Annotated in this window: 10 protein-coding genes; 7 read left to right on the forward strand and 3 right to left on the reverse strand. The window is 68.7% G+C overall.

All coding sequences use genetic code 11. From position 1 onward, the window contains the following. Nucleotides 1-5: 5 nt before the first annotated feature. Together ACGLHS_RS17465 and ACGLHS_RS17470 are read left to right on the forward strand one after the other, a co-directional pair. A complete protein-coding gene (locus ACGLHS_RS17465; protein ID WP_394481685.1) occupies nucleotides 6-1,538 on the forward strand; it encodes an alkaline phosphatase in 1,533 nt (510 codons plus the stop codon). Then, the gene (locus ACGLHS_RS17470) at nucleotides 1,535-2,245 is read left to right on the forward strand and encodes a hypothetical protein (protein ID WP_394481687.1); all 711 of its coding nucleotides are present in this window, start codon (nucleotides 1,535-1,537) and stop codon (nucleotides 2,243-2,245) included. Before ACGLHS_RS17465 ends, ACGLHS_RS17470 begins: the two co-directional genes overlap by 4 nt. Nucleotides 2,246-2,334: 89 nt before the next feature. Here the strand turns inward: ACGLHS_RS17470 and ACGLHS_RS17475 are convergent, their stop codons facing one another. Both ACGLHS_RS17475 and ACGLHS_RS17480 read right to left on the reverse strand, forming a co-directional pair. Further along, nucleotides 2,335-2,826 (reverse strand): DUF1854 domain-containing protein, encoded by a 492-nt coding sequence (locus ACGLHS_RS17475; protein WP_394481689.1) that lies wholly within the window; start codon nucleotides 2,824-2,826, stop codon nucleotides 2,335-2,337. Then, nucleotides 2,823-5,114 (reverse strand): ABC transporter ATP-binding protein, encoded by a 2,292-nt coding sequence (locus ACGLHS_RS17480; RefSeq protein ID WP_394481691.1) that lies wholly within the window; start codon nucleotides 5,112-5,114, stop codon nucleotides 2,823-2,825. Before ACGLHS_RS17480 ends, ACGLHS_RS17475 begins: the two co-directional genes overlap by 4 nt. Nucleotides 5,115-5,199: 85 nt before the next feature. On the opposite strand from ACGLHS_RS17480, the gene cphA (ACGLHS_RS17485) reads away from it, so the two are divergent. The 5 genes from cphA (ACGLHS_RS17485) to ACGLHS_RS17505 all read left to right on the forward strand — a co-directional run bounded on the left by cphA (ACGLHS_RS17485) (nucleotide 5,200) and on the right by ACGLHS_RS17505 (nucleotide 11,645). Further along, the gene (gene cphA / locus ACGLHS_RS17485; protein WP_394481693.1) at nucleotides 5,200-7,506 is read left to right on the forward strand and encodes a cyanophycin synthetase; all 2,307 of its coding nucleotides are present in this window, start codon (nucleotides 5,200-5,202) and stop codon (nucleotides 7,504-7,506) included. A 66-nt stretch (nucleotides 7,507-7,572) separates the two neighbouring features. Next, the gene (cphA, locus tag ACGLHS_RS17490) at nucleotides 7,573-10,140 is read left to right on the forward strand and encodes a cyanophycin synthetase (RefSeq protein WP_394481695.1); all 2,568 of its coding nucleotides are present in this window, start codon (nucleotides 7,573-7,575) and stop codon (nucleotides 10,138-10,140) included. 169 nt (nucleotides 10,141-10,309) lie between these two features. Further along, complete coding sequence (locus ACGLHS_RS17495) at nucleotides 10,310-10,717, forward strand: hypothetical protein (protein ID WP_093245233.1); 408 nt, start codon at nucleotides 10,310-10,312, stop codon at nucleotides 10,715-10,717. A gap of 72 nt (nucleotides 10,718-10,789) precedes the next feature. Then, nucleotides 10,790-11,215: a hypothetical protein gene (locus ACGLHS_RS17500; RefSeq protein ID WP_093245230.1), complete on the forward strand. Its 426-nt coding sequence runs from the start codon at nucleotides 10,790-10,792 to the stop codon at nucleotides 11,213-11,215. Nucleotides 11,216-11,390: 175 nt separating this feature from the next. Further along, nucleotides 11,391-11,645 carry a hypothetical protein gene (locus ACGLHS_RS17505; protein ID WP_093245227.1) on the forward strand — a complete coding sequence of 85 codons (255 nt, stop codon included), beginning with the start codon at nucleotides 11,391-11,393 and terminating at the stop codon, nucleotides 11,643-11,645. A 26-nt stretch (nucleotides 11,646-11,671) separates the two neighbouring features. Here the strand turns inward: ACGLHS_RS17505 and ACGLHS_RS17510 are convergent, their stop codons facing one another. Next, nucleotides 11,672-12,451 carry an SDR family NAD(P)-dependent oxidoreductase gene (locus ACGLHS_RS17510; RefSeq protein WP_394481699.1) on the reverse strand — a complete coding sequence of 260 codons (780 nt, stop codon included), beginning with the start codon at nucleotides 12,449-12,451 and terminating at the stop codon, nucleotides 11,672-11,674. Nucleotides 12,452-12,480 lie beyond the last annotated feature (29 nt).

Here is a 12,480-nt window from a genome sequence, read left to right on the forward strand (position 1 = left end):
CAACCATGAACACGACCATGAACCGCATCACCCGCAAAACCCGCCTGGCCGCCGCGCTCGTCTGCGCCGCCGCCGGCACCCTGGCCGGCAGCGCGCACGCCGCTGGCGAAGCCAAGAACGTCATCTTCTTCCTCGGCGATGGCATGGGCCCCGTCACCGTGACCGCCGCGCGCATCTACAAGGGCGAAAAGCAACTGGCGGCCAAGCCCGGCTCGCTGGTGAGCCCCGAGCGCGCCAACCTCGTCATGCAGTCGCTGCCCTACGCGGCGCGCGTGAAGACCTATTCGCTCGACGGCCAGACCACCGACAGCGCACCCTCGATGGCCGCCTACATGACCGGCGTGAAGATGCGCAACGAGGTGATCTCCATGTCGAGCGACACCGTCGCGGTCGACAGCACCGGCAAGCAGTACATCAACGGCGAAGACACCACCTGCGCGCCGACCAACGGCAAGGCGGCCGAAACGCTGCTCGAGCTGGCCAAGGCCAAGGGCCGCGCGGTGGGCGCCGTGTCGACCACGCGCGTGGGCCACGCCACGCCGGCCACCACCTATGCGCACATCTGCAACCGCAACGGCTACAACACCATTGCCGAGCAGAGCGTGCCGGGCCATGCCAACTACAACCCGAAGCTGCTCGACGGCGTCGACGTGCTGATGGGTGGCGGCCAGCGCAACTACCTGCCGAAGCCCGGCAACCCAAGCAGCAAGCGCACGGACGGCGTGGACCTCGTGGCCGCGATGCAGGCCAAGGGCTACGCTTATGTCGACACCGGCACCAAGCTCAAGGCCATCGACCCGGCCGCGACGGGCAAGCTGCTGGGCCTGTTCTCGCAAAGCGAGATGGCGTATGAACTGGACCGCGTCAAGCAGAACCTCGACCAACCCAGCCTGTCGGACATGACCGAGAAGGCGCTTGGCGTGCTCAGCAAGAACGACAAGGGTTTCTTCCTGATGGTGGAAGGCGGCCGCATCGACCATGCGCTGCACGGCACCAACGCCAAGCGCGCGCTGGAAGACACGCTGGCCTTCGACGCGGCCATCCAGACCGCACTCGACTACATGAACAAGAAGGACCCGGGCCTGAAGAACACGCTGGTGGTGGTCACGGCCGACCACGACCATGCGATCGCCTTCAACGGCTATCCGAAGATCGGCAACCCGATCCTCGGCCTGGTCAACGGCTATGCCGACGGCAAGCCCACGAAGGACAAGGACGGCAAGCCCTACACCACGCTGGTTTTCGGCAACGGTGGCCGGCCCAACGCGACGCCGGGTAGCGACGTCAACCCAGAAGACGGCAACAAGAAGTGGATCGCCCCCGCGCGCGGACTGGTGCGTGACGACCTGACCACGGTCGATACGACCGACGACAACTTCCTCCAGGAAGTCGGCATCAACCTCGGCACGCCCGGCTCGGAAACCCACGGCGGCGGCGACGTGATGCTCTTCGCCGGCGGCGCGGGCTCGAAGATCTTCAAGGGCACCATGGAAAACACCAAGGTGTTCAACAAGGTCAAGGAAGCGGCCGGCCTGTGACGGCATCCATGACGCTCAAGACGCTGCTGGCGGCCACGGCCCTGGTGGCCTTCCCGCTGGCGGCCAGCGCCGCGGGCGATGCCGCGGCGCCCGACCAGAACCTGCGCATCCAGCACCACATGATGTCGATCGGCAAGGACGGCGTGCAGCGCGACAGCCGCTACGCCGACCTGATGTTCCGCCGCGCCGGCTCGGTGTGGGTCGAGCGCGAGCTGCCGCCCGCGCTGCGCGAAGACCACGACCACGAAGCCCGCGAGGGCAAGGTGCACATCGGCCATGCGCACGCGGACAACACGGCCGCCCCGCTGTGGGTGCGCCGCGATGCCGCCGGCAAGGTGGAAGTGGGCATGGTGCTGCGCGAGCAGCGCAAGCTGATCGAGATCGATGCCGCCAACTACGGCAACGTCGGCTACAGCGGCTCGTGGGCCAACTCGTACTGGCTGGTCGATCCGGCCAGCCTGGCGCGCATGAAGAATCTCGGCGCGGCCGGCAAGGGCGTGCAGCGCTACGAGCTGCAGCAGGGCGCAGGCACGCTGCGCATCGATTGGGACACGGCCGGCCGCTACGCGCGCAAGATCGAGCAGCGCAATGCGCGCGGCACGTCGATCAACGTGATGACCGCTTCGGTCATCCCCGCGCCAAAGACACTGCCGTGGAAGGCCGTGGAAGGCTACGAGCGCGGCGACTACTCCGACCTGCTCGACTGACCGGGTTCAGCCCCGATTGCATGGTGTTGCGCGGTGTTTCGCGCATGGCCCCGGCCCCTGAAAAGGCTCGGGGCTTTTTTGTTGGAAGGTCAGAGAAAGCGCTCGAGCAGCTTGCGCGAGGCCCGGTCGAGCGTCTTCACATCCGGAATGCGGAACTGCACGCCGTGCGCGCTGGCGATCAGCAGCGCACCGCCTTCGAGCCGGCGGATGTCTTCCTCGGCCTTGAGCACGAACGTGGTGTCGCCACGGTCGGTGCTGATGGTCCAGGTGCTGGGCACGCCGAAGCTCGACACGCCGTGCAGGCGCAGCAGCGTGGGCGCGAAGTCGCGCACCGCCAGTTCCTGTTCGAGCAGCGCGCGCGCCGGTGCCGCAAGTAGCTCGACGCGGTCGATCCAGACCAGTTCGCGGCCATCGCTGCCGACCAGCGACAGGCCCTCGCCGGGTGCGCTGAGCGGAAAGGCGCGCACGGGCGTCACGCCGACATGGCGCTCGCCCTGCGCGTCGGTCAGCACGAGGCGGCCGAAGGCGTCGCGGTCGAGTTCGAAGGCCTGTGGGGTGTTTGTGATGGTGATGTCGGTCATGCGTCCCCCGCCGGATGGGCTGCGTGGCTGATCACCAGCGGCGCCTGCGCGCCCGCGCGCTCGTCGGCGGCGCCTTCGCTCGCATCGTCGTCGCCCTGGCGCAATTGCGCCTGGTAGAGCCGCCAATAGGCGCCCTGCTTCGCCATCAAGGCGTCGTGCGGCCCGACCTCGACCACTTCGCCGCGGTCCATGACCACGAGCCGGTCGGCCTTGCGCAGCGTCGACAGGCGGTGCGCGATGGCGATGGTGGTGCGGCCCTGCACGAGGTTGTCGAGCGCCTTCTGGATTTCTTTTTCGGTTTCGGTGTCCACGGCCGAGGTAGCCTCGTCGAGGATGAGGATGCGCGGGTCGATCAGCAGCGCGCGCGCAATGCTGATGCGCTGGCGCTCGCCGCCCGACAGGCCCTGCCCGCGCTCGCCCACCAGCGAGTCGTAGCCGTGCTGCAGCCGCAGGATGAAGTCGTGCGCATGCGCGGCGCGCGCGGCGGCCACGATCTCTTCGCGCGTGGCGTCGGGCTTGCCGTAGGCGATGTTCTGCGCGATGGTGCCGAAGAACAGGAAGGGCTCCTGCAGCACCAGCCCCACGTGGCGCCGGTAGTCGGCCACGGCGAAGCGGCGGATGTCGGTGCCGTCGACCTTGATGGCGCCGTCGGTCACGTCGTAGAAGCGGCAGATCAGGTTGACCAGCGTGCTCTTGCCCGAGCCGCTGTGGCCGACAAGGCCGATCATCTCGCCGGGCTCGATCACGAGGTCGAGGTTGTGGATCACGGCGCGCGAGCCATAGCGGAAGCCCAGCCCGCTCATCTCGATGCGGCCCTGCACGCGCTCGACCTTCACCGGGTTGGCCGGCTCGGGCACGTTGCTCACGTGGTCGAGGATGTCGAAGATGCGCTTGGCGCCGGCCGCCGCCTTCTGCGTGACCGAGACGATGCGGCTCATGGAGTCGAGCCGCGTGTAGAAGCGCCCGATGTACGCGATGAACGCGGTGAGCACACCCACGGTGATGCTGCCGCGCGCCACCTGCCAGATGCCGAAGGCCCAGACCACGAGCAGGCCGATTTCGGTCAGCAGCGACACGGTCGGCGTGAACAGCGACCACGTGCGGTTGAGCTTGTCGTTGACCTGCAGGTTGTAGGCGTTGGCGACGCGGAAGCGCTCGGCTTCGCGGCGTTCCTGCGCGAAGGCCTTCACCACGCGGATGCCGGGGATGGTGTCGGCCAGCACGTTCGTCACTTCTGACCAGACGCGGTCGATCTTTTCGAAGCCCGTGCGCAGGCGGTCGCGCACGACGTGGATCATCCAGGCGATGAAGGGCAGCGGCACCAGCGTGACCATGGCCAGCAGCGGGTTGATGGAGATCAGGATGCCGGCGGTCATCACGATCATCAGCACGTCATTGGCGAAATCGAGCGCGTGCAGCGACAGAAAGACGTTGATGCGGTCGGTTTCGGAGCCGATGCGCGCCATCAGGTCGCCGGTGCGCTTGCCGCCGAAATAGTCGAGCGGCAGGGTCAGCAGGTGCTCGTAGGTGGTGGTGCGCAGGTCGGCGCCGATGCGTTCGGACACCAGCGCCAGCAGATAGGTGCGGGCCCAGCCGAGCCCCCAGCCCAGCAGCGCGGCGCCCAGCAGGCCGCCAAGGTAGAGCCCGACGCGCCCCGAGTCGATCTGCTGCCCGTTCTGGAACGGGATCAGGATGTCGTCCATCAGCGGGATGGTCAGGTACGGCGGCACCAGCGTGGCGGCGGTCGAGATCAGGGTCAGTACAAACCCGGCGATCAATTGCTTGCGGTACGGCTTGGCAAAACGGCCAAGGCGTAACAAAACCCAGGTCGAAGGCGGGGACTGGCGTTCGGCATCGGCGGCGGCCGGGTCGTCGCCGTCCACGGTGTCGATGACCTCGGGTGTCTCCTTGGCGACACCGGCCGTGCGCTGGCCGAAAAGCTTGAGCAGGCGCAGGGCCGCCACCTGGCTGGCCAGGGTATAGCGCCAGCGCCCCAACCGGCCGGCAGGCCCCGTCAGATCGAGGGTTCCGACCCCGGAATGGTCGGAAAGGCGCAGCTCGAGGGCCGGATCGGTGAGCGGCCACTCACGCCACTCGCCACCGGGTTCGCAGGCGATCAGCCGCTGGTCAGTCAGCGCGACTAAGCCGGAAGCGAAGCGAAGTTGGTCGTCGAGGTCAACCGACAGTATTACCAGAACGTTTTCCGCGACTGCGAGCCGGTTTTTCAGAGCTTCTGAAGCCGTCTCTGTTCCGCCCTCCCGGGTGCCGACTGGATCGTGATGTTGCATTGTGTTTCTCTGACTCTTGCCCGTCGCGGGCCGCATGGACCGCGTCATGGCGCCCTTTGTCGGGCGCCGATTCTGACCGATCGCCATGGGCGCGCTTGAAGGCGCCGTGGTGCTCGGCCAAAGCACATCGAACGTTTGCATGACCCGTTTCGACGACATCCGCCTGCTGCGCATCAATTATTTGCGCGGCCCCAACCTCTGGACCTACCGTCCGGTGCTCGAAGTCTGGCTCGACCTGGGCCTGCTGGAGGATTACCCCTCCAACAAGATCGACGGCTTCACCGACCGCCTGACCGGCCTGCTGCCGGCGCTGATCGAGCACCACTGCGGCGTGGGTGAACGCGGCGGCTTCATCCAGCGCCTGACCGAAGGCACCTGGTCGGGCCACGTGCTCGAGCACGTCGTCATCGAGCTTCTGAACCTGGCCGGCATGCCGACCGGCTTCGGGCAAACCCGCAGTACCTCGGAGCACGGCGTCTACCGCATGGTGTTCCGCGCACGCGACGAGCAGGTGGCCCGGGTGGCGCTGGCCGAAGGCCACCGCCTGCTGATGGCCGCCATCAACAACGACACGTTCACCGCCGCCGACGTGCAGAAGGCGGTCGATGCGGTCAAGGCCAAGGTCGAAGACTGCTACCTCGGCCCGAGCACCGCCGCCATCGTGAGCGCCGCCACCGACCGCGGCATCCCGCACATGCGCCTGAACAGCGGCAACCTCGTGCAGCTGGGCTACGGCGCCAACCAGCAGCGCATCTGGACCGCCGAGACCGACTACACCAGCGCCATCGGCGAATCGATCGCCAGCGACAAGGAACTGACCAAGTCCCTCCTGGCCAGCTGCGGCGTGCCCGTGCCTGAAGGCCAGGTGGTGGCCAATGCCGAAGAAGCCTGGGAAGCCGCCGAAGACATCGGCCTGCCCGTGGTCGTGAAGCCATCGGACGCCAACCATGGCCGCGGCGTGTCACTCGAGCTGACCACGCGCGAGGAAGTCATCGCCGCCTTCGCGGTTGCCGAGCCCGAAGGCAGCGACGTGATGGTCGAGCGCTTCATCCGTGGTCACGAGCACCGCCTGCTGGTGGTGGGCGGCGAAGTGGTGGCGGCCGCGCGCGGCGAGATCATCACCGTGACCGGCGACGGCAAGAGCTCCGTGGCCGAGCTCATCGAAAAGCAGCTCAACAGCGACCCGCGCCGCGGCGCCGAAGAAGAATTTCCGCTCGACCTGATCGTGCTGGCCACCGACGCCAAGCTGCAGCTCGAACTCAAGCGCCAGGACCTCGACGGCGCGGCCGTGCCCGCCGCCGGCCGCGTGGTCACGATCCAGCGCAACGGCAACATGGCCAACGACTGCACCGACCAGGTCCACCCTGAAGTCGCGCACGCCGCCGTGCTGGCCGCCCGCGTGGTCGGCCTGGACATCGCCGGCATCGACATGGTGGCGCTCGACATCAGCAAGCCGCTGGGTCCGCAGGGCGGCGCGATCGTCGAAGTCAACGCCGGCCCCGGCCTGCTGATGCACCTGAAGCCGGCCGTCGGTTCGCCGCGCCCGGTGGGCCGCGCCATCTGCGACCACCTGTTCCCCAACGACGCGCCCGGCCGCATTCCCGTGGTCGGCGTGGCCGGCTCGCGCGATACCGCCGTGCTGGCGCGCCTGATCGCCTGGCTGATCAACCTGGGCGGCCGCCACACCGGCCTGGCCTGCCGCGACGGCCTCTTCCTGGAGCGCCGCCGCGTCGATGCGCGCGACAGCGCCAACTGGGACGCCGGCCATCGCCTGCTGGTGAACCGCGCCGTCGAGGCCGTGGTGATCGAGAACGGCGCCGAGACCATCCTGCGCGACGGGCTGGCCTACGACCGCTGCGAAGTCGGCGTCGTGACCGACCTCGAAGGCGCCGAAGCGCTGGCCGACTACGACATCACCGAGAGCGACCAGATGGTGAAGGTGCTGCGCACGCAGGTCGACGTGGTGCTCAGCGAAGGCACGGCCGTGCTGAACGCCGACGACGCACGCGTGGCCGGCCTTGCGCCGCTGTGCGACGGTGCCGTCATCCTGTATGGCGCCGACCCGCAGGCCGCCGCCCTGACCGCGCACCAGGCCGCCGGCGGCAAGGCCGTGCTGGTGCGGCAAGACCGCGTGGTGCTGGCCAGCGGCCACAGCGAATCCTTCCTGCCGGGCCTGGGCCGACTGACGGTCTGGCGCGCGACCCACGCCGGCGTGAGCCTCGAAAGCCTGCTGGCCGCCGTGGCCGCCGCCTGGGCCATGGGCATTCCGCTGAACCTGATCGGCGCCGGCGTCGAAGCCTTCGAGGCCGACCTGCAGGCCGCACTGGCGTCGCTGCAGCTGTCGCAGACGCAGCCGATGTCGCAGCAACCCCTTCAACACCAACTTGCATGACGCGCGCGGCCGCCTCGACCGAGGCAGCCGCCGCCCCACAGAATCCGCGAACCGAGCCGTAGCCCCATGAAAGTCACCCGCATCCGCGCCCTTCGCGGGCCCAATCTCTGGAGCCGCCATACCGCGGTCGAGGCGGTCGTCGCCTGCGAAGGCGATGAAAACGCCATCAGCAAGCTGGCCGGTTTCGAGGCCCGCCTGCGCGCCCGCTTCCCCACCATCGGCGAGCTGCACCCGATGGTGCTGGGCCAGCCGCTGGCATTGGCCCACGTGCTCGAAAACGCCGCGGTGGCACTGCAGGCCCAGGCCGGCTGCGCCATCAACTACGGCCACACCGCCCCCACGACGGACGAAGGCGTCTACCAGGTCACCGTGCAGTACAGCGAAGAGGCCGTGGGCCGCCGCGCGCTGGCGCTGGCCGAAGCGCTGATCGCCGCCGCGCAGGCCGACACCCCCTTCGACGCCGACGCCGCCATTGCCGAGCTGCGCGACCTGGACGAATCCGAGCGCCTGGGCCCGAGCACCGGCTCCATCGTCGATGCGGCCGTGGCGCGCGGCATTCCCTATCGACGCCTGACCAGCGGCAGCCTCGTGCAGTTCGGCTGGGGCTCCAAGCAGCGTCGCATCCAGGCCGCCGAAATCGACAGCACCAGCGGCGTGGCCGAGTCGATCGCGCAAGACAAGGAACTGACCAAGCAGCTGCTCAACGCCGCGGGCGTGCCGGTGCCGCTGGGCCGCCCCGTCAGCAGCGCCGAAGACGGCTGGGTCGCCGCCGAAGAAATCGGCCTGCCGGTCGTGGTCAAGCCGCAGGACGGCAACCAGGGCAAGGGTGTCACGGTCAACATCACCACGCGCGAGGCGCTGTTCGCGGCCTACGACTCGGCCGCCGTGTACGGCGAGGTGATGGTCGAGAAGTTTCTCCCGGGCTTCGACTTCCGCCTGCTGGTGGTCGGCGACCGCCTCGTGGCCGCCGCCCGGCGCGATCCGCCGCAGGTGATCGGCGACGGCAGCGCCACCGTGCGCCAGCTGGTCGACACCGTCAACCTCGATCCGCGCCGCGGCGAGGGCCACGCCACGTCGCTCACCAAGATCCGCCTGGACGACATCGCGATCGGCCGGCTCGAAGCCCAGGGCCTCACGCCCGACAGCGTGCCCGCGCGCGGCCAGCGCGTGGTGCTGCGCAACAACGCGAACCTGTCCACCGGCGGCACCGCCACCGACGTGACCGACACCGTGCACCCCGAAGTGGCCGCGCGCGCGGTCGATGCGGCGCAGATGGTCGGCCTGCACATCTGCGGCGTCGACATGGTCTGCGAGAACGTGCTGCGCCCGCTCGAAGAACAACACGGCGGCGTGGTCGAGGTCAATGCCGCGCCGGGCCTGCGCATGCACATCTCGCCCTCGTTCGGCCGTGGCCGCGCCGTGGGCGAAGCGGTGATGGACACGCTGTTCGCGCATGGCGACGACGGCCGCATCCCCGTGGTGGCCGTGACCGGCACCAACGGCAAGACCACCACCGCGCGCCTCATCAACCACCTGCTTGCCTCGAGCGGCCTGCGCACCGGCATGACCAACACCGACGGCGTGTACGTCGACGGCCGGCAGACCGACAGCGGCGACTGCAGCGGCCCCAAGAGCGCGCGCAACGTGCTGATGCACCCCGACGTCGATGCGGCCGTGTTCGAAGTCGCCCGTGGCGGCGTGCTGCGCGAAGGCCTCGGCTTCGACCGCTGCCAGGTGGCCGTGGTCACCAACATCGGCAGCGGCGACCACCTGGGCCTGAACTACATCACCACCGTCGAAGACCTCGCGGTGCTCAAGCGCGTCATCGTGCGCAACGTGGCGGCCGACGGCTACGCGGTGCTCAACGCGGCCGACGTGAATGTCGCGGCCATGGCGTCGGGCTGCCCCGGCGAGGTGATCTTCTTTACCGCCGACCGCATGCACCCGGTCATGGCCACGCACCGCGCACAAGGCAAGCGCACCGTGTATGTCGACCAGGATACGCTGGTCGCCGCCGAAGGCTCGTGGCGCGAGCGCATCGCGCTGCGCGACGTGCCGATCACGCGCAACGGCACCATCGGCTTCCAGGTCGACAACGTGATGGCCTCGGTGGCCGCGGCCTGGGCCGTGGGCCTCGACTGGGACACCATCCGCAGCGGCCTCGCAAGCTTCATGAACGACGCGGCCGGCGTGCCGGGGCGCTTCAACGTCATGGACTACCGCGGCGCCACCGTGATCGCCGACTACGGCCACAACACCGACGCCATGCGCGCGCTGGTCTCGGCCGTCGACACCATGCCGGCCAACAAGCGCTCGGTGGTCATCAGCGGCGCGGGCGACCGGCGCGACTCCGACATCCGCGACCAGACCGCCATCCTCGGCGAAGCCTTCGACGACGTGATCCTCTACCAGGACGCGGCGCAAAGGGGCCGCGCCGACGGCGAAGTCATGGCGCTGCTGCGCCAGGGCCTGCAGGGTGCGGCGCGCACGCGCTACATCGACGAGATCCACGGCGAATTCGTCGCCATCGACACCGCGCTGGCCCGCCTGCAGCCGGGCGACCTCTCGCTGATCCTGGTCGATCAGGTCGAGGAAGCGCTCGCTCACCTCGCGCAGCGCATCGCGGCAGGCTGAAGGGCGCGCGCCGCGCCCGTGCTGCGGGACGCGTCCCACACGGAACGGCGCGTACAGCCCGCGCTTTCAGTGCGGCTGTCCCACAGGCCCACCGCTCCCGGCGGCATCACACTGTGGCTCCGGTCGCGTACTTCCCACACGGAGGACGCGGCCCAACCAAGGAGTCCGCATGACAACAAGAGTTCGTTCCGTCCTGTCCGCCGCCGCCCTCATTGCGGCCGGAGGGTTCTTCGTCCTCGGGGCGCCCATGGCCAATGCCCAGGCACCCGACGCACGGATGCAGAAGGAACGCGCCAGTTGCGACGGCGTGCAGCAAGACCGGGCCTCGTGCCTGCGTGAAGCCCGCGCGGCACGCCAGGAAGCGGGCCGCAACGGCCTCACCAGCCCCAGCGCCGGGCGCGAAGACATCAACGCGCTCACGCGCTGCCACGAGCAACCGGCCGGCGACCAGGCCGGGTGCGAGGCCCGCGTCAAGGGCGGCTCGCACACCACCGTCGAAGGCAGCGTGATGGGCGGCGGCATCCTGCGCGAAACCGTCACGCCCCTGCCGGCCCAGCCCGTGCAGCCCGCACGTTGATTGAATGAACCCGGCCATGCACGGCATGTCCAACACATCCAGGTCTTTACCCGTCACTTCAAGGAGCCATCCATGACAAGCAACGCGCGTTCGATGATCTTCGCCCTGCTGGCCATCAGCGGGCTGGCGGCCACCACCATCGCCTCGGCGGCCACGCCGCGGCGCGGGGAATCCGACAGCACCTACCAGCGGGAACTCGCGGTCTGCGGCCACAACCAGCAAGACCGTGCCGCCTGCATCCGCGAAGCCGGCGCCGCCCGCCAGGCTGCCGCCCGCGGCGGCCTGACCAGCGCCCCCGACTACCGTGCCAATGCGCTGGCCCGCTGCAACCTGCAACCGCCATCGGACCGCTCCGCCTGCGAGGCCCGCGTGCTCGGCAGCATGGGCAACACCGACAGCCGGGTCGACGGCAGCGTGATGGGCGGCGGCGTGATCCGCGAATCGGTCACCACGACCATGGTGCCGGCGCCGGGCCGGGCCCCCGCGCCCATGCGCTGAAGGGGCGGGGCCGCCCGCCAGGCCGGTCCGCGAGAAAAAAAGCCGCTGCCCCCGAAACGGGCGGCGGCCAAGGGAAAACCCGCATTGATAGCCTAGATTGTCACAAGACTGTCATAAAAGGTGAGACGGTGCTAGCTATAGTTCTCGCTCACTGCCTACCGAGGAACCCTCCCCCATGAATGCCATCAAGGTCGCTCGCCGATTCATAGAAACGGACCCGGCCAACGAATCGGCCAAGATCCTGGCCCAGCTCGTGTTGGCGCTCGAATCCGAACGCAGCTTCGAGCTGATCACGCTCTACAACCTCGACTACAAGAGCTTCCAGCTCGCGATGGACATCCTGAAGGAATGGCGGCTCGACCGCTACTACGCCAGCAAGTCCAAGCTGTTCGACCTGTCCCTGCAAGTCACCGAGCTCGAGAAGAGCTGAACGCCCGTCGGGCGCGCACCGGATGTTCAGACGAACATCCCGCCCGACACCTCGATGCGCTGGGCGTTGACCCAGCCATTGCCCTCCCTGAGCAAACTCGCGATGGCGCCACCGACGTCGTCGGGCCGGCCCGCGCGACCGAGCGCGGTGAAGCCCGCGACCATCGCGTTCACTTGCGGGTTGTCGCGCACCATGCCACCGCTGAAGTCGGTTTCGATCGCACCCGGCGCAATCGTGTTCACTGCAATGCCCCGCGCGCCCAGCTCCTTGGCCAGGTAGCGCGTGAGTGTTTCCACCGCGCCCTTCATCGCGGCATAGGCGGACGCGCCGGTCATCGCGAAGCGGGTCAGCCCCGACGACAGGTTGACGATGCGCCCGCCGTCGTTGATCAGCGGCAGCAGCTTCTGCGTGAGGAAGTACGGGCCCTTGAAGTGGACGTTGAAGAGCGTGTCGAACTGCGCTTCGGTCGTGTCCTCGAAATTCACGTGCAGCCCCACGCCCGCGTTGTTCACCAGGAAGTCGAAGCGCTCGCGCTGCCATGTGGCTGCCAGCGCCGCCTTCACTGAATCCGCGAACGCGGGAAAGGTCTTGCTGTCGCCCACGTCGAGCCGCAGCGCGACGGCGCGGCGCCCCTTGGCTTCGATCTCGGACACCACCGCGTGCGCGCTGGCTTCGTTCGACACGTAGGTCAGGATCACGTCGGCACCGTCGGCGGCAAGCGCCAGCGCGGCGCTGCGGCCGAGGCCACGGCCACCGCCGGTGATGAGTGCGATGCGGGAGGGTTGGGGGGTGCTGGAAGCGGTCATTTCAAAGTCCTCGGTGGTTGATCGGTTGA

Origin of the sequence: Variovorax sp. VaC1 (assembly GCF_043658315.1) — a bacterium.
Lineage (GTDB): Bacteria > Pseudomonadota > Gammaproteobacteria > Burkholderiales > Burkholderiaceae_C > Variovorax.

Bases quoted from the DNA above. Each gene is read 5' to 3' on its own strand.
- ACGLHS_RS17465 (WP_394481685.1), top strand. From the start codon at position 6: ATGAACACGACCATGAACCGCATCACCCGCAAAACCCGCCTGGCCGCC.
- ACGLHS_RS17475 (WP_394481689.1), bottom strand. From the start codon at position 2,826: ATGACCGACATCACCATCACAAACACCCCACAGGCCTTCGAACTCGAC.
- ACGLHS_RS17480 (WP_394481691.1), bottom strand. From the start codon at position 5,114: ATGCAACATCACGATCCAGTCGGCACCCGGGAGGGCGGAACAGAGACG.
- cphA (WP_394481693.1), top strand. From the start codon at position 5,200: ATGGGCGCGCTTGAAGGCGCCGTGGTGCTCGGCCAAAGCACATCGAAC.
- cphA (WP_394481695.1), top strand. From the start codon at position 7,573: ATGAAAGTCACCCGCATCCGCGCCCTTCGCGGGCCCAATCTCTGGAGC.
- ACGLHS_RS17495 (WP_093245233.1), top strand. From the start codon at position 10,310: ATGACAACAAGAGTTCGTTCCGTCCTGTCCGCCGCCGCCCTCATTGCG.
- ACGLHS_RS17500 (WP_093245230.1), top strand. From the start codon at position 10,790: ATGACAAGCAACGCGCGTTCGATGATCTTCGCCCTGCTGGCCATCAGC.
- ACGLHS_RS17505 (WP_093245227.1), top strand. From the start codon at position 11,391: ATGAATGCCATCAAGGTCGCTCGCCGATTCATAGAAACGGACCCGGCC.
- ACGLHS_RS17510 (WP_394481699.1), bottom strand. From the start codon at position 12,451: ATGACCGCTTCCAGCACCCCCCAACCCTCCCGCATCGCACTCATCACC.